The 17,405-nt window shown below is 62.9% G+C and carries 16 protein-coding genes and 1 pseudogene; 11 read left to right on the top strand and 6 right to left on the bottom strand.

The features are described from left to right. Window positions 1-45: 45 nt before the first annotated feature. The 3 genes and pseudogenes from RALTA_RS30090 to RALTA_RS28745 form a co-directional block, all read right to left on the bottom strand. Window positions 46-1,293 (bottom strand): H-NS histone family protein, encoded by a 1,248-nt coding sequence (locus RALTA_RS30090; RefSeq protein ID WP_012354854.1) that lies wholly within the window; start codon window positions 1,291-1,293, stop codon window positions 46-48. Between the two features lie 124 nt (window positions 1,294-1,417). Further along, a pseudogene (locus RALTA_RS28750) lies at window positions 1,418-2,152 on the bottom strand (hypothetical protein); the annotation flags it as partial. 121 nt (window positions 2,153-2,273) lie between these two features. Continuing rightward, window positions 2,274-3,266 (bottom strand): DNA-binding protein, encoded by a 993-nt coding sequence (locus RALTA_RS28745; protein WP_012354504.1) that lies wholly within the window; start codon window positions 3,264-3,266, stop codon window positions 2,274-2,276. Window positions 3,267-3,838: 572 nt separating this feature from the next. On the opposite strand from RALTA_RS28745, the gene RALTA_RS28740 reads away from it, so the two are divergent. After that, window positions 3,839-5,041 carry a site-specific integrase gene (locus RALTA_RS28740; RefSeq protein WP_240619770.1) on the top strand — a complete coding sequence of 401 codons (1,203 nt, stop codon included), beginning with the start codon at window positions 3,839-3,841 and terminating at the stop codon, window positions 5,039-5,041. A 32-nt stretch (window positions 5,042-5,073) separates the two neighbouring features. On the opposite strand, the gene RALTA_RS28735 is transcribed toward RALTA_RS28740, so the two are convergent. Both RALTA_RS28735 and RALTA_RS28730 read right to left on the bottom strand, forming a co-directional pair. Then, window positions 5,074-7,998 (bottom strand): Tn3 family transposase, encoded by a 2,925-nt coding sequence (locus tag RALTA_RS28735; RefSeq protein ID WP_012354506.1) that lies wholly within the window; start codon window positions 7,996-7,998, stop codon window positions 5,074-5,076. A gap of 237 nt (window positions 7,999-8,235) precedes the next feature. Next, the gene (locus RALTA_RS28730; protein WP_116311654.1) at window positions 8,236-8,604 is read right to left on the bottom strand and encodes a DUF2188 domain-containing protein; all 369 of its coding nucleotides are present in this window, start codon (window positions 8,602-8,604) and stop codon (window positions 8,236-8,238) included. A gap of 138 nt (window positions 8,605-8,742) precedes the next feature. Here RALTA_RS28730 and RALTA_RS28725 point away from each other — a divergent pair, with 138 nt between their 5' ends. Genes RALTA_RS28725 through RALTA_RS28690 form a run of 8 tightly spaced genes read left to right on the top strand, consistent with a single transcriptional unit; the run spans window position 8,743 to window position 14,064 of the window. After that, the gene (locus RALTA_RS28725; protein WP_012354851.1) at window positions 8,743-9,072 is read left to right on the top strand and encodes an ArsR/SmtB family transcription factor; all 330 of its coding nucleotides are present in this window, start codon (window positions 8,743-8,745) and stop codon (window positions 9,070-9,072) included. After that, the gene (locus RALTA_RS28720; RefSeq protein WP_012354850.1) at window positions 9,069-9,551 is read left to right on the top strand and encodes an ArsI/CadI family heavy metal resistance metalloenzyme; all 483 of its coding nucleotides are present in this window, start codon (window positions 9,069-9,071) and stop codon (window positions 9,549-9,551) included. Before RALTA_RS28725 ends, RALTA_RS28720 begins: the two co-directional genes overlap by 4 nt. Window positions 9,552-9,560: 9 nt before the next feature. Continuing rightward, window positions 9,561-10,055 carry an arsenate reductase ArsC gene (locus tag RALTA_RS28715; RefSeq protein ID WP_012354849.1) on the top strand — a complete coding sequence of 165 codons (495 nt, stop codon included), beginning with the start codon at window positions 9,561-9,563 and terminating at the stop codon, window positions 10,053-10,055. Between the two features lie 31 nt (window positions 10,056-10,086). Then, window positions 10,087-10,581: an arsenate reductase ArsC gene (locus RALTA_RS28710; protein ID WP_012354848.1), complete on the top strand. Its 495-nt coding sequence runs from the start codon at window positions 10,087-10,089 to the stop codon at window positions 10,579-10,581. 2 nt (window positions 10,582-10,583) lie between these two features. Next, on the top strand, window positions 10,584-11,660 hold the full coding sequence (gene arsB, locus RALTA_RS28705; RefSeq protein WP_012354847.1) for an ACR3 family arsenite efflux transporter: 1,077 nt from the start codon (window positions 10,584-10,586) through the stop codon (window positions 11,658-11,660). Between the two features lie 9 nt (window positions 11,661-11,669). Then, window positions 11,670-12,092, top strand: coding sequence for an arsenate reductase (glutaredoxin) (gene arsC, locus RALTA_RS28700; RefSeq protein WP_012354846.1), 423 nt, complete (start codon window positions 11,670-11,672; stop codon window positions 12,090-12,092). After that, a complete protein-coding gene (arsH, locus tag RALTA_RS28695; RefSeq protein ID WP_012354845.1) occupies window positions 12,089-12,853 on the top strand; it encodes an arsenical resistance protein ArsH in 765 nt (254 codons plus the stop codon). The genes arsC and arsH overlap by 4 nt, the downstream gene beginning before the upstream one ends. 17 nt (window positions 12,854-12,870) lie before the next feature. Next, window positions 12,871-14,064, top strand: coding sequence for an MFS transporter (locus RALTA_RS28690; protein WP_012354844.1), 1,194 nt, complete (start codon window positions 12,871-12,873; stop codon window positions 14,062-14,064). A gap of 223 nt (window positions 14,065-14,287) precedes the next feature. Here RALTA_RS28690 and RALTA_RS28685 read toward each other — a convergent pair whose 3' ends face one another. Beyond that, window positions 14,288-15,280: a cation diffusion facilitator family transporter gene (locus RALTA_RS28685; RefSeq protein WP_012354843.1), complete on the bottom strand. Its 993-nt coding sequence runs from the start codon at window positions 15,278-15,280 to the stop codon at window positions 14,288-14,290. Between the two features lie 438 nt (window positions 15,281-15,718). Between RALTA_RS28685 and czcI the strand changes: the two genes are divergently transcribed. Together czcI and RALTA_RS28675 are read left to right on the top strand one after the other, a co-directional pair. Further along, window positions 15,719-16,075, top strand: a complete 357-nt coding sequence (gene czcI / locus RALTA_RS31160; RefSeq protein ID WP_012354842.1) for a cation efflux protein, CzcI family — start codon at window positions 15,719-15,721, stop codon at window positions 16,073-16,075. Between the two features lie 72 nt (window positions 16,076-16,147). Then, window positions 16,148-17,404 (top strand): TolC family protein, encoded by a 1,257-nt coding sequence (locus RALTA_RS28675; protein WP_012354841.1) that lies wholly within the window; start codon window positions 16,148-16,150, stop codon window positions 17,402-17,404. Window position 17,405: the final 1 nt, after the last annotated feature.

The following is a 17,405-nucleotide window of genomic DNA, read 5'->3' as shown; positions in this document are numbered from 1 at the left end:
TGCGAGTCGGAATGGGCGGACCGGCCGCGCCCGCCAACCTGTCGTTCAGGACAAGAGATCGATTAGGAAACGCTCGCGCTTCTTGCCAATCCACGCGGGAGCCCGACCGCGCCCCGACCAGGTCTGGCCCGTCTTCGGGTTGCGGTACCTCGGAGGCGGCGCGGCCTTCGTCTTGGTCGGAGCAGCGCGGGCAGCGGGCGCAACACTGGGCTTGCCCGCAATGTCCTCAATGCTGAGGTCGTACTCCTGCATCCACTGCCGAATCTCCTCTACGACCTTTGGCACTTCCGTGGCTCGCAACTGCTCAAGTTGCGCATTGACAGATGCCAGTTGAGCGAGCAGTGAGGATTGGGACGGGCTTTGGGTTGCGGTAGGCGTTTTTTGCTCCTGTCGCGACTTCCGGGTTTGCGGCTTCTGAGTCGGCGCTCCAGGCAGAGTTATCTGCTTCGGCCCGCGCTTCCGGGATGGGGTCTCTTGAGTCGTGACTTCCGGACCGGCAACTTCGGCTAGGGTTTTCGGCTTCCGAGCGCGCTTCGGGGCCCGCCTCTCTGCCGGCGCTGCTTCCGGAGCGGCAGTTTCGGCGAGCGCTTTCGGCTTCCGAGCGCGCTGCGGGGCCCGTGTCTCTTCCGGCGCAGCTGCCGGAGCGGCAGTTTCGGTGAGCGCTTTCGGCTTCCGAGCGCGCTTCGGGGCCCGCGTCTCTTCCGGCGCAGCTTCCGGAGCGGCAGTTTCGGTGAGCGCTTTCGGCTTCTGACCGCGCTTAGGGGCCCGCGTCTCTTCCGGCGCAGCTTCCGGAGCTGGGGCGTCAAGCGGTGCTACCGGGGCGGCCGTTTCGGTCAGTTCGTCCTGGGCGGCAGCTTCCATCGGTTCGTCCGTGGCCAGGACTTCAACCGGAGCTTCGGCCACGGCTTCCGTGGTCGCTGCCGAGGACATGGCTTCCATGGGCGCTTCCGGCGCGTCGGATTCCGTCAACGCTGCCGAGGCGGCAGCTTCCCTCGATGCTTCCGGTGCCACGTCTTCCGTTGAAGCGTCCGGGGGGGCGTAAGACCGCCGGCGCCGATAGGACACGGTCGCCGTCGGGCCGCTATCCCGGCTTGTCGACCAGAAGTCCAAGCGTTGGGCCTGCGTGTCAACGCTGCCACGACCGACGCCTGCACCACTGGCTTCACCCATGGCGGGATCCGCGTCGCGCATCGCCTCAGCGATGGGAAGCTCCATCTGACCGAGTCCGTCCGTCGCATTGCTCGCGACACGGGGTTCAACTTCTTGCTCTGGGGCCAATTTGTTCTCCTTCATTGAAGCCACTGCCCGTGCAGACGCTTCCTAATCCCATGGACGGTGAGACCTTGTCTCTTGCGTGTCATTCGCTTCTCGCCTACGCCCCTCTGCGCCTGGATCCAGCGGATTCGCGTCCGCCCGCTCAGTCTTTGCTGTCATCGCTGCCGTCACTGCTGTCGTTGCCTTCGTCCTGATGGTTGGGGGGCGCCGCCCCCGGCGCGTCGCCCCGCTCTTCACCCTGCGCTTCGCCCAGTTCATCCTGCTGAGCGTCCCCCTGACCGTCGCCCTGCGCTTCCGGCGCGGTCGCCGCCGAACGGCCGCCCTTGCGCCGCCTTCCACCACCGCCACCGCCGTCGCGTTCGCGCGGCGCGACGCGCAGGGTGGCCAGCAACTGACGCGCGAGCGCGGCTTCCGCTTCGGCCCGCTCGGCCCGGCGCTGCGCTGCGGCGAGCTCCGCCTGCATGGCATCAAGATCGCCCGCCGCCTGGCGCTGCGCCTGCTCGGCCTCTGCGAGTCGGTCGGCCAGCGCCGCGGCCTGCGCTTCCAGCTTGGCGCGGCTCTCCGCCTGCGCCACGGCCACATCACGGGCCTCGCTGCGCGCCGCCGCCAGTTCCGCGCGCAGGTCTTCGGCCGTGCGCTCGCTCTTCTGGCGCGCGGTGCGCTCCTGGTCCAGTTCGCGCAAGCTGCGCCGCTCGCTGGCCTCGGCGCGTTCCTGCGCGAGCGTCACCGCCTCGCGGGCGCGCTCCAGCTCCGTCGAGAATTGGGTGCGCAAGGCGTCCAGCTGGCGTCGGCCCGCCTCCAGTTCCGTTCGCCCCGCCTCGAGCCGGGCCTGCGTGGCAGCGTGCGCCTGGCGTTCGGCCGCCAGCTCCGCCTGCACGGGGTAGTCGTCCTTTTCGTGCAAAATCTTACGGTTTCCTCCAGATTTTCCTTGTGAATCAATGGGTTGAAAATCCGCCGATTTCGCAAGAGCCATCCTTTTTGTGCAAAACCTTACGCATTCAAGCTGCCGGACCAGCCACGCCGAGCTGTGTCCGATAGTCGGCCAGCAACTGCTGCTGGGCGTCGAGCCGTCCGGTGACCTTGGCCAACTCGCCGGCCAGGCGCTCGCGCGCGGCACGCTCGGCGGTTAGCTCGTCCGCTTGCTGCTGGACCGCGGAGCGCAGGGCATCGCGTTCGGCTTCCGCACGGGCTTGATCGACGCGAGCTTGGTTCAGCCCGGCATGTGCCTGTTCCGCCTGCGTCTCCAGGCCGCGGCTGCGTTTGGCCGAGGCGGCAATCTCCGCGACCAGCCGTGCGCCGTCCTTGTTCAGTTGCGTGATCTCCCCCTGCTTGACGATCAGCGCCTGATTGGCTTGCCGGGTTTCTGCCTGCAGTTGTTGGACCTGCTGCTCGTGCCGGCGTGCCTCCTGATCGCGCTGCTCTTTGCTGGCGTTGCGGAAGTGTTCCAGTGCTTGGTGTGCGTGCTGCAGCTTCTCCTCCAGCGAGCGCCGGAAGCCTTCGTGTTCGGCCAGCCGTTCGGTGAGATCCTGGACCTGCTGCGCCAGCCGTTCGGCCTCCAGGGCCCGCTGCTGCAGCGCCGTCTGCGTGTCGCTGTGCGCGGCCCGCACTTCGGCAACGGTGGCATGCGCCTGCGCCAGTTCGGCGCGAAGTGCGACGAGATCAGCGGACAGCTTGTCGGCTTCCGCTCGGACCTGCTGCCGCTGTGCGGTGGCGGCCGCGACCTGCTGGTCGACCACTGCCTGCGCTTCTTCGTGCAGCCGTGCCGCCAGCCTGCCTACCAGATCCAGGATGGCATCGGAGGTCGAGCCGGCCCGCTGGAGCGCCCCGCCTTCCTCTTCTTCCAGTTCCTTGAGATAGCGGTGAATCGTCGTTTTCGAGCCGGTATTGCCCAGCGCGATACGTATTGCATCGATCGACGGATGCTGCCCCTGGGCCATCAACGAATCGCGGGCGCGTTTGACATCCAGACGGCTTAGACCGGCACGGGCCATGGTGCTCCTATAATTTGATACCGTATTACGTACTATGTATATACATACCAAATGGAGCCGTCAAGCAAGCGGATTCTCGTCGATTTTTGACAGGTGATAATGGCAGATTATCACGTGTGAGGCCCTGGCGAGAGGCTCTCCAACCGGCCCGCTAGTACGAAATGGCTCACAGCCTCTGGGCAACCTTCCGCGGTCTCGACCGGCCCGGGCGTTGTTGCACCTGGGCAACTCTTGACGAATGCCCCTTACCGGCAAGATCGTGCGCCCGCACACCTGCTCGCGATCTACGGCGCCATACGGACCCGATCACGGAGAAGTTCAGGCAGCTGGGCGGCGCAGAGCGCCCTGCAGCTCCTCACGAATAGCCCCGGACGTGGAGCGATTCGAGGTGGCGAAACGCACAAGAGGATTCCGAAATGGTCATGGAGGCCAGACAAGCGCGACAATACGCATCCGCACCATCGCTATTTGCTCCCCTTGGCCATGCACGACGTCGACCGATACCTGGAAGCCGCCACCCGCGACAACACGCGGCGAAGCTACCAGGCAGCCATTCGTCATTTCGAGGTCGAATGGGGTGGTTTTCTGCGGCTAGCGCCGACAGCATCGCGCGTTACCTGGCCGAGCACGCGCAGACGCTATCTATCAACACCCTGCGTCAGCGCCTGGCTGCAATCGCACAATGGCACGTCTCGCAAGGCTTCCCAGATCCGAACCGGGCGCCACACGTGCGGAAGGTGCTCAAGGGCATCCAGGCATTGCACCCCGCACAAGAGCGGCGCGCCAAGCCGCTGCAGCTCGCTCAGTTCGAGCAACTGGTGGTGTGGCTCGACGCCCAAATTGCTGCGGCCTCGATGACAGGCAATGACCACCACCTCCAGGTCCTGGCGCGCAACAAGGCCCTGGTGCTGATTGGCTTCTGGCGGGGCTTCCGGTCGGACGAATTGAGCCGGCTGCAGATCGAGCACATCACCGTCGAGCCCGGCCGGGGCATGACGATCTTCCTGCCGCACACCAAGACGGACCGCAACCACGCCGGCACGACGCACAAGGCGCCTGCCTTGTCGCGCCTCTGCCCGGTGGCTGCCTATGTGGCTTGGTTGGCCGCGTCAGGCTTGGCAGCGGGCCCTGTGTTTCGGCGGATCGATCGCTGGGGACGGATCGCCGAAGCGGGGCTGCAAGCCAGCAGCGTCGTGCCCTTGCTGCGCAAGCTGTTCCAGGATGCGGGGCTGCTGCAGGCGGACCGCTACAGCAGCCACTCGCTGCGGCGCGGCTTTGCCACCTGGGCAAACGCGAACCAGTGGGACCTCAAGATGCTGATGGAATACGTCGGCTGGAAGGATGTCCGCTCGGCCATGCGCTACATCGACGCGGCAGACCCATTCGCGCAGCACCGTATCGAAGCAGCGCTGGCACCGCCACCAGCCACCCTACCGTCGGCGCCGCCGCCCGAGCGACGTCCCACGGTTCCGCCCAAGCCCGTGCCTGAAACGCGGTTGACGGTTGACCTATACATCGAGCGCAACAGCAAATTCGTGCGCGGCAAGTCGAAGGCGCGCCGCTGGATCGAGCAGTTCTGCCTGTCCCAGTACCAGATGCGCGTCTTCGAGCAGCGCCGCCCCCGCTATGAAATCGTCATGCCGTTCACCGCAGGGCCGGAGCTGGAGAAAGCCATCGAGGTGCTGCTCGCGGACATGCACGAAAACGCGGACCTCTGCAATTGCTTCATTGAGGTGACGTTGCACGATCCGCTGACCGATACTCACTGGAGCTGATCAGTCTGGCTCCGGAGGGTCCGTTCTTCTTGCTACACCGCACGCCGCTGCGGTGCCACCTCAAGCAGGCTGTCTTGATACAGGTGGATCGGAAAGCTCATGATGCCCCGGAAATTCACATGCGCGAAATGTGCGGGCCCCATGCGGCGCAGCCAGTCATCTTCAATCCGTTGCCCCTTGCGGCGCCAAGCATCGGCCGTCGTTTGCATGCGCTGGGTGTTCCAGGCAATCACCAGATTCGTCAGCAGCGTCAGCGATCCGGAAATCGCGATCATTTCGTCCTGACGGCGCCCGCGATCATGGTGTACCTTGCTCGAGTAAATGGCACGCTGGAGCTGGTGCACCGACTCCCCCCGGTTGAGCAGCGTGCGCAGCTCCCGACGAAACTCGATGTTGCTGAAAAAATCGCACAAGAAGAGTGTGCGCAGCATCTTGCCCAGATGATCAGCTGCCCGATGAATAGGGTCGCCTTGGGCGGCGCTGCCGAACCGCTGCAGCGCGACGATTGCACTCACCCGGCCCGAGTGGATGGAGGCGATTAGGCGCAGCAAGCCATCCCAGCCGTCGCGGATTGCCTTGAGCGAGATCTCGGGCGAGACGGCGGCCGACAGTCCATCCGTTACCTGCAGACCGCGCGGCAAATACAGCTTGCGCTCCGACAGATTGCGCAGCCATGGGCATAGATCAAAGCCGAGCAATTTGGACACCGCCATCCCAACGCTCGTGTATCCATGGGTATCGACCGCGAGCCGGAGCAGCCCGCCGTCGCTGCGGGTCTCATTGTGGCGCATGACCCCTTCAATGGCCACGCCGGCCTGGCGTTCGTTGAGCACCATGGGCTGGTTATAGACGATTCCGTGCTGGTCCAGCACGTGCGTATAGATCCCGACGGCATGAGTGCGACGTCGAGGATCGGCGCGGGCATAGAACAAGTGTCGCGAGGTGTCCAGGCTCATCGAATCGCTGGACGCCTGTTGACCGGTCCCCCATAACTCGGTGATCGGGTGCGTGCGCTGGAATTCCACTACCCGTTCGTTCGCTCGGCGCAGCCGCCCGGGCATCTCAAGCGCGCGCATCGCGGTGGAGACGTGCGCCGGATCGAGCTTCGGAATCATGGCGGCGACACCCTTGGCGTCGAGCTCGGTGCCATGGGCGAGCAGCGCGGCGTAGAGCGTGATCAGTTCGTGCGCGTCCCCGTTGCGTGCCAGCAGCACTTCGCTGAAATTGGTACGGGCATCCATCTCGAGGATCATGTCGGCAAACTGCGCGCTGCCGATGTCCTTGAAGAGCAGATCACGGGTGCGCGTGGGGATGCCATCGCTTTCCGCCGCTTCGAGCGGCGACAGATGCAGCACGCCGTTCGTGTCGATCGTGACGTGGCCTGCCGCACGGGCCTCGTCCAGTGCCGCGAGGCCTGCCTTCAGGTGATCCATGAGGGGATTGAGGTAGGTGTCCGCCTGGTTCGGCAAGTCAAGCGTGGACAGATACCGGTCGCGCTCAGAATCCCACTGAGCGGGCGGGATCAGCAGTTGATCGCGTTCCCGAAACGACAGGCTATGGCTGATCCACACGGTGCCGCGGCGCAGCCCCTTACGCAGGCCCGTGATCGCGCAGGCTTCCATCGCGCGCAACGCGCGCTTACGGTCTTCGCCGTCGACCAGGTCACGCCAGCTCGCGCCCACCGACACATTGCAATCGGGCGGCAATTCCGTCGCGCCTTGGTCGTGCAGACTACCGATGAACTCAAGCTGCCGCAGGGCCGGATCGGTGCTGTTGCTGGCAAATTCCAACTCCCGCAAGGAAGTCACGAGGTTGCGGATACGGTGGTGGTCTTCCGTGAGCGTTTCGCGCACGCTGGCGGCGTGGCTTGCCGGCGGTTTGGCCGATAGGCCTTCAAGCAGCTTGCCGATGTCGGCCAGCCGTTCTTCGGCCGAGCGGCGGGTATCGTCAACCAGGGCCTTGATCTCGACCATTTGCTGCCGGTATTCGCTCGCCGAGCGCGCTTGCTTCGTCGTGGTCTTGTTGTAGGCCTGCCGAACTAGGTCGGAGACGCGCCGTCCGGTTTGGTAGAGCATCGCGTCCGTCAGCTCCAGCAAGGTCACACGCAGGAAAAACACCAGCTCAATCGTACGCGTGGAGGTCTTCAGTTCGCGGACTTTGGCGGGACGGCGAGCCTGGATACGCTGGCCACAGGCGCGCTGCTTCTCGATCGGAATGGCATCAAACGCCCAAGTATGCGCGCCGAGGCTCTTCAGGAAGCGGATCTTGGCCAGCGTCTCATTCATGGTTGAGGGGCTGTGCCGTGCTGGCGGGGTCTTGAGCCATTCCAGCACGGTCGTTCCCGCTGTTGCATGTTGGGCGAACACGGCAGCTTCGGCTCCTGCTATCTGCGCCAGGGGGACGACCGCCTCAATCGACAGCAGCAAATCTCGCTCGATGCCCGCCCAAATTGAGCGAGCCAGGCTCAGCAGCGCTCGTGTCGAAGGAATCAGAATCCGTCGCTCATACAGCCAGTAGTGGGCGTGCTGGATCAACTCCTCAAGGGAAAGCGATTCGGCGGCATCTTGCCGCATCCAAGCTCCGAGGCCTCTCCAGTGATCGTCATCGATTCGTGTCAAGCCGAGGTATTGGCAGGCCCAGACCTGGTGTTCATACAGCGTCGGATATCGCTGATAGATGGTGCGCAGCGAGGCGATCGTCGGAGTTGGTAACCCCAGCTTTTCGCCCACGTAGCGCAAGAGCTGACGGGGGAGTGTGTTCAGTTGGTCAAGGGTACGGCCACTTGCCCGCAGAAATGCCAGCTGGATGGCGGCTCCGGCACGGCCGGCACGCCGAAATTTCTGGTTGATTGCGGCAACGTCGCTGTCGGTCAGCGCGAAATAGTACTCGACATCGAATTCCGACAATCGAGAAGGCAAACTGTCTTTTCCCACATAGCGAAATTCCAAGCCCGGCATCTTCCGCCCCCATCCAGGTGACACGATCCGAAATCGCGGGCGGACATGGTACTCCCGAAGTCACTTGAGGGCAGCAGGCAGCTGTCTGCTTTGCCCGGAGCGCCTTATAAAGAAAGGCTTTGCGGGGAAACCGTAAGATTTTGCACAAAAAGGACGACTACCCCGAACTGCGGGATCGGAAATTCCCACCGAGGAAGCACGTCAGCCTTCCGGTGGTCGGCCCCACCCGCCGGATCACTAATCGGTATCGCGCAAATCGTGGATGTGGCGAATCCACGTGCCTCTTCTCTCATGGCATGGGTGGACGAAAATATCAACGTGTTCACGTTGCGCTTTGGCCGTCCCGGCGGCAACGGCCTTCTGCTGGGTTGTATAGTGGCTAATCGCGTCGCGTTGGCCTTCAACGTATAGCGCCCAGCCGGCAATTTCGTGGAATACGTGAATATCACGTGTGGACATGATCTCGCCCTCCTGCGCTTTTTCTTCAGTTGTAGACCGATGGACGAACAGTGCCTGTGCTGCGGCGACTAACAATGAGTGCATCCGCACATAGGAATAGGCTCCTGAGTTCGGACAGCGCGCGCGCATGAGTGATTGTGGATTCATACACCCAGCGCCATGGCGGAGACCGATCTGGCGGGACGTGTCCTCGGTCGCATACTGCCTAATGGACACATAGATTCGAGGCAACGCATCACATAAACTTCACTTGATTGGTTTCCATCATTCGACTATATTCGAATGATGGAAACCAATCACGCCCTTGAATCGCTTGCCGCGCTCGCGCATCCGATACGCCTGTCTGTCTTCCGGATGCTCGTGCAAGCCGGGCCCGCCGGGCTGCCGGCTGGCCGGATTGCCGAACTGATGGAAATGCCGGCGTCATCGTTGTCGTTCCACCTGAAGGAACTGCACCGCGCTGGCTTGCTGTCCAGCCAGCAGGCCGGCCGCTCGATCATCTACATGGCTCATTTCGAAACCATGAACGCCTTGCTGGGTTACCTCACGGAGAACTGCTGCAGCGGCAATCCGTGCTCCCCTGTGTCCACCTGTTCCGTCGAGTCCCGATCATGAAACGCTTCCACGTACATGTCAGCGTCGCAGACCTGTCTGCGAGCATTCGCTACTATTCAGCGCTCTTCGCGGCCGAACCGTCGGTGGTGAAGGACGACTACGCGAAATGGATGCTTGAAGACCCCCGTGTGAATTTTGCCATCTCGGCGCGCGGCGCAGAAACCGGGGTTGACCACCTGGGCTTCCAGACTGACGACGCCGCAGAACTCGCGGAGCTGAAGCAGCGGGCCCAAGCCGCGGACATGGCGATGCAAGACGAAGGCGAAACCACGTGCTGCTATGCGCGTAGCGACAAGTACTGGCTGACGGACCCGCAGGGCATCGCGTGGGAGCACTTCCACACCCTCGGCGATGTGCCCGTGTACGCAGAATCCCGAAAGCCCGATGCGGACGGTCAGGAATCGGCCTGTTGCGCGCCGCGTGCTCCGAAGGGGAAGCCGATCGGCATCGCCGTCAATGCCACGCCGTCTTGCTGCTGAGGGCGCGTCATGAGCGAAAAAACCTACCACGTCCTCTTCATCTGCACTGGCAATTCGGCCCGCTCGATTCTGTCAGAAGGTCTGATGAATCATTTGGGCCAGGGGCGCTTTTGCGCCTACTCGGCTGGTAGTCACCCCACGGGTGTCGTCAATCCCCTCGCACTGGCAGCGCTGGCGCGCCACGGCATGGAGACCAACGGGTTTCGCAGCAAGAGCTGGGATGAGTTCTCCCGAGACGGCGCACCAACACTCGATTTCGTCTTCACGGTCTGCGACAAGGCCGCGGGAGAAGTCTGCCCGATCTGGCCTGGCCAGCCCATGACAGCACATTGGGGCGTCCCCGACCCGGCCGCCTGCGAGGGCACCGACGCCCAGAAGCAGCAGGCCATCAACGACGCAGTCATTTCGCTCAAGCGTCGTATTGAACTGTTCCTGTCCCTGCCCCTGCCGAAGCTTGACGCCATCGCGCTTCAGAAGGCCATCCGGGACATCGGCACGCGCTGAAGCGCTCCCAATAGAACTAGTTTTTGCCCCCATGACGACCAACGTACTGATCCTCTGTACCCACAACTCCGCCCGTAGCGTTCTGAGCGAAGGCATGCTCAATCACCTGGCCAGGCAGTTCGGTCGGGATGTGCGTGCCTACAGCGCCGGAAGCTCCCCGAGCGGACGTATCAACCCGTTCGCGATCGAGGTGCTGGCAAACGCCGGCGTCGAGGTCGGCGATTTCCGCAGCAAGAGCTGGGATGAATTCGTCAACCCCGATGCGCCGCAGATGCGCGTTGTCATCACGGTGTGCGACAGCGCGGCCGAGGAAGAATGTCCGTACTGGCCGGGTAGCCCGGTGAAGGTGCACTGGGGCTACCCTGACCCGTCCAATGCGGAAGGCGGCGATGAGAAGAAGCGCCAGGCATTCGAGCTGACCCGGCAGGCGATCGCCTACCGGATGCTGCAACTGCTGCTGCTCCCGATCGAGGACATGAGCAACGCCGAGTTGCAGGGGACGCTGCAGCGTCTGGCGGGGAACTGAACATGAGTAGCCAAAACGTAGCAGCCACCAGCCAGCCCGCTGCCAAACCTGCCATCAGCTTTTTCGAGCGCTATCTGACCGTCTGGGTCGCGCTGTGCATTGTCGCTGGTATCGCACTGGGGCAAATGCTGCCGGATGTCTTCCAGGCGATCGGACGGATGGAATACGCACAGGTCAATCTGCCAGTGGGCATCCTGATCTGGGTGATGATCATCCCCATGCTGATCAAGATTGACTTTGGCGCACTGGGCCAGGTGAAATCGCACTGGCGAGGCATCGGCGTGACGCTGTTCATCAACTGGGCGGTCAAGCCGTTCTCCATGGCGCTGCTCGGTTGGATCTTTGTGCGCCACCTTTTCGCGCCGCTGTTGCCTGCCGACCAGCTGGACAGCTATGTGGCCGGCCTCATACTTCTGGCCGCCGCGCCATGCACGGCCATGGTCTTTGTCTGGAGCCAGCTTTGCAAGGGCGATCCGTACTTCACGCTGTCCCAGGTCGCCCTGAACGACGCCATCATGGTCGTTGCCTTCGCGCCGGTGGTGGCGCTGCTGCTGGGCCTGTCGTCGATCACTGTCCCTTGGCACACCCTGCTCACGTCGGTGGCCCTGTACATCGTCGTGCCGGTCATCATCTCGCAACTGCTGCGCAAGATGTTGCTGGGCCACGGCGTTGCCTACTTCCAGCGTGTCGTGCAGCGACTGGGGCCCTACTCCATCACCGCGCTGCTTCTTACGCTGATTCTCTTGTTTGCATTCCAGGACAAGGCCATTATCGACCAGCCGCTGGTGATCGCGCTGCTCGCGGTGCCGATCCTGATCCAGGTCTTCTTCAACTCGGGGCTGGCCTACCTGCTGAACCGCAAGTTTGGCGTGGCCCATTGCGTGGCGGGTCCGTCCAGCCTGATCGGCGCCAGCAATTTCTTCGAACTCGCGGTCGCCACCGCGATCAGCCTCTTTGGCTTCCAGTCGGGAGCGGCGCTGGCCACGGTCGTAGGGGTGCTCATCGAGGTGCCGGTCATGCTGCTGGTCGTCAGCATCGTCAACCGGTCCCAGCACTGGTATGAGGCGAAGGCACATTAAGGAGTTGGCATGTCGGTAACGATCTATCACAACCCTGCGTGCGGTACGTCACGCAATGCGCTGGCCATGATTCGCAATGCGGGCGTCGAGCCGAATGTCATCGAATATCTGAATACGCCGCCGGACCGGCAGACGCTGCAGCAGATGATCCGGCTTGCCGGCCTCACGGTGCGCCAGGCCATCCGCGAGAAAGGCACGCCCTACGCCGAACTGGGCCTGTCCGATCCGGCGCTGACGGATGACCAGTTGCTCGATGCGATGCTTGCCCAGCCGATCCTGATCAACCGGCCCTTTGTTATCACCGAGCTGGGCGTGCGGCTGTGCCGGCCCTCGGAAGTCGTACTCGACATCCTGCCCTCGCCACAACAAGCCGCATTCACCAAGGAAGATGGCGAGGTCGTGATCGACGAGCAAGGACGGAGGGTGCCATGACAAGTGATCTGCCCAACATCCTCCCGGCTGTGCTCGACACCCCGGACCTGCACAAACTGGAGCCGGCACACGTCAATGCCCACCCACCGCGCATCCTGTTGCTCTACGGCTCACTGCGCGAGACCTCGTACAGTCGCCTGCTCGTTAAGGAAGCCGAACGGATCCTGCAGCACTTCGGTGCGCAGACTCGCGTGTTTGACCCGCATGGCCTGCCGATCTGCGACAGCGTCCCTGCCGACCATCCCAAGGTGGCCGAACTGCGCAAGCTCTCGGAGTGGTCCGAAGGCCAGGTGTGGTGCAGTCCCGAGCGGCATGGCACGCTGACCGCGATCTTCAAGAACCAGATCGACTGGCTGCCACTGGAGATGGGCGGGATTCGCCCGACCCAGGGACGCACGCTTGCTGTGATGCAGGTTTGCGGTGGCTCGCAATCTTTCAATGCCGTCAATGCTCTGCGCGTGCTGGGGCGCTGGATGCGCATGGTGACGATCCCCAACCAGTCGTCGGTCGCCAAGGCGTACCAGGAGTTCGACGCGAACGGCCGCATGAGGTCATCCTCCTACTATGACCGCGTGGTCGACGTCATGGAGGAGCTATACAAGTTCACGCTGCTCGTGCGCGATCGCAGCGACTACCTGACAGACCGCTACAGCGAGCGCAAGGAGGCGGCGCCGGCGACTGCCACGACGCTCGTTGCGGCCGCGATGAGTCAGGAGCAGGAGGCTCAGGTCAGCGATACCGACAGCGGCGAAGTCGAGTAACAAGCCAAGGAATGGCTATGGAGCCGAGCACCGGCGTGATTGCGAGGCTGGGAATCGCCCAGACACTCGCGTGGGGATCCACCTACTACCTGCCGGCCATGCTGGCGACGCCAATGGCGACGGATCTCGGCGTCTCCACCTCGACGGTGTTTGCAGCATTTGGCGCCGCGCTTATCGTGTCGGCAGTAATTGGATCGTATGCAGGCAGAATGATCGATCGGTCGGGCGGCCGCTCTGTGCTGGTTGCCACCAGCATTGTGTTTGCGCTCGGCCTGACTGGGCTCGGCTTCGCACAGGGCGCAATGGGCCTTTTTGTTGCCTGGCTGGTCCTGGGTGTGGGGATGGGCGCAGGGCTATATGAAGCCGCATTCGCCACGCTTGTGGTCCTATACGGCAACCGCTCTCGGGGCGCCATCACCGGTATTACGCTGATTGCAGGCCTTGCCAGTACGGTCGGTTGGCCCTTGTCGACCTTCATGGAAGCCCACATCGGATGGCGCGGGGCATGTCTTGCGTGGGCGGGATTACACCTGACACTCGGCTTGTTGCTGAATGCCAGCACGCCGCAGAGACTTGTCTCCGAAGATGCGAAGCAAGATAAGGTTGTGCCGGCGAAGCGCGATCCTTCAAGCGTGGCAGAGCGCGACAAGCAGCGGTTCGCTTCGTATGCGTTGGCTTTCGTGTTCGCGGCGACCTGGTTCATCAGCACCGCGATGGCTGCACACTTGCCACGCCTCCTGCAGGCCGGGGGCGCGACTGTGGCAACGGCCGTGATGGTCGGTGCCTTGATCGGTCCTGCGCAGGTCGGGGCAAGAATCCTTGAGTTCGGGCTTCTGAGAAAGATCCATCCCTTGCTCTCCGCGCGCATAGCGGCAGCATTACACCCTATCGGTGCGTTGGCCTTTGGACTCGTAGGCGCACCCGCGGCCGCATTGTTCGGCGTATTGCATGGCGCTGGCAACGGTATCCTGACCATCGCTAAAGGAACACTGCCTTTGGTCATCTTCGGACCCAGCGGCTACGGGCACCGCCAAGGTGTATTGATGGTCCCCGCGCGCGTCGCCCAGGCATTGGCGCCATGGCTGTTCGGCATTTGCCTTGATGCGTTCGACGCCAAGGCACTTTGGCTGTCGTCGGCACTCGGTGTAGGAGCCATCGTCGTTCTCATGGCAATTCAGCAAGTGGAGCAGTCCGTCGCCAAAGTGGTTTGAACTTGGCAGGACTGCTCGGCGCGACGACTGAACGGGAAAGCCTCGCAGGGCTTCGCACCGGCCAGAGCGGACGCCCACTCTCCCAAATGCAAGCGCGCCGCTGTTTGCGTCGGCGGGCGAGCCTGCGCGGGTGATGGAAGCGATTACTGAAGATTTGCAAAAACCAAATAAGCACCGAGTGTCGCATAGGACGCAAGTCGCGATCACGGCATCCGCCATGGCGCTAAAGTTCTCGATGCGCTTGTCCCGCCCGCGGGCGCCCAAGGTCACTGTGATTACTGTTGATTGAGGCATCAGCGTGCTCGTCCGATGCGGCCACCAAATGGAACGAGGCTTCCGCCTGAGGACAGGGTGTCGGCTCGCATTGGATCGCGATATGGGTGATGTCGAATCGCTCGGCAAGGAGCTCGCGTACGGTAGGTAGAATCTTGCGTTCCACATCAGTTTCGGGTGGAATCACCAGGTGGACGGTTAGACTGATTTTCCCGCTCGATAGCGCCCAGATATGCAGATCGTGAAGGCTGTGCACCCCTTGAACTGAAAGCAGCACTTGTTTTACTTCATCGAGTTCGATATCTTCCGGAACCCCTTCCAATAGAATGTTGAGACTCGATTTCAAGAGCACCCAGGTCCTTGGCAGCACCCAGAGTCCGATGAGCACTGCGACCGCCGAATCGACCCATCCCCATCCGGTCAGCCAAATAATCAGAGCGCCGGCAATGACGCCGAGGGAACCAAGCAAGTCGCTCCAAACCTCAAGGTAGGCGCCCTTGATATTCAGACTCTGCTCCTTTCCGGCAGAAAGCATGCGCATACTGATTAGATTGATCACGAGACCTACCGTGGCAATCGCAAGCATCCCCAAAGATTGCACTTCCGGAGGATCGCTCAGGCGGCGATACGCTTCATACAAAATGTACAGTGCTACGCCAAGCAGCATGACGGCGTTAAATGCTGCAGCCAGAATTTCGAAGCGATAGTATCCAAAGGTCCTTCGCGCATCCGCCGGACGCTTGGCGATCTGAATCGCAGCCAGCCCGATTGCGAGCGCCGCTGCATCAGTGAACATGTGGGCAGCGTCTGAAATGAGTGCCAGGCTCTGGGTCAGTACGCCCCCGATGAGTTCCGTCAATAGAAACGCCGACGTCAGACCGAGCGCCACCTTTAAGGCGCGCTCGTTGCGCGTCGCGTGACTATGATTGTGCCCCGTGCCCATCCTGCACTCCTCTGCGCGTTCACCGGTTGTTTTCAAAATCACGGACCCGGCATACTGCATAATCACCTGCCGTCTTTGCGCGAGCCACTCGCAGGGCGAGGGTATTCCGAGGTCGGATCTTGGCCGGGTTGCCACTAGCGATAATGATCCATCGAAAAGCAGATTCCCTTTCAACAGGACGCAAGAACCGCACCTACCTTGTGGGCGCTGCGGTAGGCCATTCGTGGACAGAATCGGCGGCCCCGACTAGACCAGCACCGGTAAGTTTTCCCATTCTTGCTTACGGGCGATCCAGTTGCCAAGGGGCGGAGCGCAGGGCAGGCTGCCTCCTGCAGAGCGGCGTGCGCCGTCATTTTCTGACACACACGTAATGAAGTCGTCACAAGCGACGGGGCGGTTTTCGGGTAAACTTGCGTCGTCTCCAAGCCCGCTCCCCCGATGCGCCGGTTGTTCCTGATCTTCCTCATGCTTGTCTTGCCGTTCCAGTTTGCCTGGGCCGGTGCGGCAGCGTATTGCCAGCATGAGGCAACGGTGCCGGGCATCTGGCACTTCGGGCACCACGAGCATCAGCACCAGGGCCAGTCGGACCTTGAACAGGTCGAAAAGCAGAACAAAACGGGTATACATAGTGACTGTGGCGTCTGCCACATGGCATCCGTGCCGTTCGCCTGGGCCGCCAATCCTGGCCTGGAATCCCTGCAGCGTGTCGAAATGGCGCCAGTCGTCGTGCAGGCGCATTTCACCTCGCACAACGCCAGGGCGCCGGACCGCCCCCAATGGCCCCGTCTCGCCTGACCGGCGAGACGATCTCTTCCTGACGATCCTCGTCTCGCCGAATTCCCCTGGTACTTTCCGTGGTGCAATTCGATGCGAAGACTTTTCCTGCAGCTCGGGCTGGCGGCATGCGCGCTCAGCCCTACTCTTACCCTCGGCCAGGCCCTGCCTGCCACCACCGGTGCCGTTGCAGCGCAGCGCGATGACGCTGGGCCGCTGACGCTCGAGACCGCCCTCGCCCTGGCGGCAGCTGGCAACTTCTCACTGTCCGCGGCGGCCAAGGAGGTCGACGCAAACGAAGGCGCGATCATGCAGTCGCGGGTGATTCCCAACCCGGAAATCGCCGCGGTCATGGAAGACACGCGCAAGGCGACGCGCACCACGACCGGACAGGTCAACATTCCGCTAGAACTCGGCGGCAAGCGCTCGGCCCGAATTGCGGCCGCCGAACGCGGGCGGGACGTCGCCCAGGCGCAGTTGAGCAGTCTCCGCGCCGACCTGCGCGCATCGGTCATCGCGGCCTTCTTCGGTGTCCTGATTGCGCAGGAGCGGGTCAAGCTCGCGACCGGCTCGGCGGACATCGCCGCCAAGGGTGCCCAGGCCGCTGCCCGGCGTGTGGCCGCGGGCAAGATCTCGCCAGTCGATGAGACCAAGGCGCGTGTCGAACAGGCCAACGCCGAACTGGAAGTCGCCGAGGCCACCGCGGAACTGCAGACGGCACGGCAGGCGCTTGCCACCTTGTGGGGGAACGCCAGCCCGCAATTCACGGAGGCGGTCGGTGACCTCGATGCCCTGCCGACGCGACCGGCGCCGGACTTGCTGCGCGCGGAACTCGAAAGGTCGCCGGCCCTGCTGGCAAACCGGCTGGAACTGGACCGACGACAGGCACTGGTCGGGGTCGAGCGCAGCCGCCAATACCCGGACCTGACGCTCAGTGTCGGCGCCAAGCGTGACAACGAAGCCAACCGGAACATGGCCGTACTTGGCGTCGCCATCCCGTTGCCGCTGTTTGACCGGAACCAGGGCAATCTCTACGAGGCCATCCGCCGCGCCGACAAGGCGCAGGACGAGTACCTTGCCAGCCAGATCCGCCTGAACAACGCCCTGCAACAGGCTTCAAACCAGCTGTCGGTGTCACGGGCTTCCGCCCAGGCGCTGAAGACGACCGTGTTGCCCGGGGCCCAGCAGGCGTACGACGCGGCCACCAAGGGATTCGAAGCCGGCAAGTTCAACTTCCTGGACGTACTGGACGCCCAACGCACCCTGTTCCAGGCCCGCATCCGTTATCTCGGCGTACTGGCCCGCACCTACGAGGCCGCCACGAACATTGACCGCATCCTCGGTCGCTAAA

It is taken from the genome of Cupriavidus taiwanensis LMG 19424 (assembly GCF_000069785.1).
Taxonomy (GTDB): domain Bacteria; phylum Pseudomonadota; class Gammaproteobacteria; order Burkholderiales; family Burkholderiaceae; genus Cupriavidus; species Cupriavidus taiwanensis.
This window is presented reverse-complemented; position numbering and strand designations above follow the sequence as displayed.

Bases quoted from the DNA above. Each gene is read 5' to 3' on its own strand.
- RALTA_RS30090 (WP_012354854.1), bottom strand. From the start codon at position 1,293: ATGAAGGAGAACAAATTGGCCCCAGAGCAAGAAGTTGAACCCCGTGTC.
- RALTA_RS28745 (WP_012354504.1), bottom strand. From the start codon at position 3,266: ATGGCCCGTGCCGGTCTAAGCCGTCTGGATGTCAAACGCGCCCGCGAT.
- RALTA_RS28740 (WP_240619770.1), top strand. From the start codon at position 3,839: ATGGGGTGGTTTTCTGCGGCTAGCGCCGACAGCATCGCGCGTTACCTG.
- RALTA_RS28735 (WP_012354506.1), bottom strand. From the start codon at position 7,998: ATGCCGGGCTTGGAATTTCGCTATGTGGGAAAAGACAGTTTGCCTTCT.
- RALTA_RS28730 (WP_116311654.1), bottom strand. From the start codon at position 8,604: ATGAATCCACAATCACTCATGCGCGCGCGCTGTCCGAACTCAGGAGCC.
- RALTA_RS28725 (WP_012354851.1), top strand. From the start codon at position 8,743: ATGGAAACCAATCACGCCCTTGAATCGCTTGCCGCGCTCGCGCATCCG.
- RALTA_RS28720 (WP_012354850.1), top strand. From the start codon at position 9,069: ATGAAACGCTTCCACGTACATGTCAGCGTCGCAGACCTGTCTGCGAGC.
- RALTA_RS28715 (WP_012354849.1), top strand. From the start codon at position 9,561: ATGAGCGAAAAAACCTACCACGTCCTCTTCATCTGCACTGGCAATTCG.
- RALTA_RS28710 (WP_012354848.1), top strand. From the start codon at position 10,087: ATGACGACCAACGTACTGATCCTCTGTACCCACAACTCCGCCCGTAGC.
- arsB (WP_012354847.1), top strand. From the start codon at position 10,584: ATGAGTAGCCAAAACGTAGCAGCCACCAGCCAGCCCGCTGCCAAACCT.
- arsC (WP_012354846.1), top strand. From the start codon at position 11,670: ATGTCGGTAACGATCTATCACAACCCTGCGTGCGGTACGTCACGCAAT.
- arsH (WP_012354845.1), top strand. From the start codon at position 12,089: ATGACAAGTGATCTGCCCAACATCCTCCCGGCTGTGCTCGACACCCCG.
- RALTA_RS28690 (WP_012354844.1), top strand. From the start codon at position 12,871: ATGGAGCCGAGCACCGGCGTGATTGCGAGGCTGGGAATCGCCCAGACA.
- RALTA_RS28685 (WP_012354843.1), bottom strand. From the start codon at position 15,280: ATGGGCACGGGGCACAATCATAGTCACGCGACGCGCAACGAGCGCGCC.
- czcI (WP_012354842.1), top strand. From the start codon at position 15,719: ATGCGCCGGTTGTTCCTGATCTTCCTCATGCTTGTCTTGCCGTTCCAG.
- RALTA_RS28675 (WP_012354841.1), top strand. From the start codon at position 16,148: ATGCGAAGACTTTTCCTGCAGCTCGGGCTGGCGGCATGCGCGCTCAGC.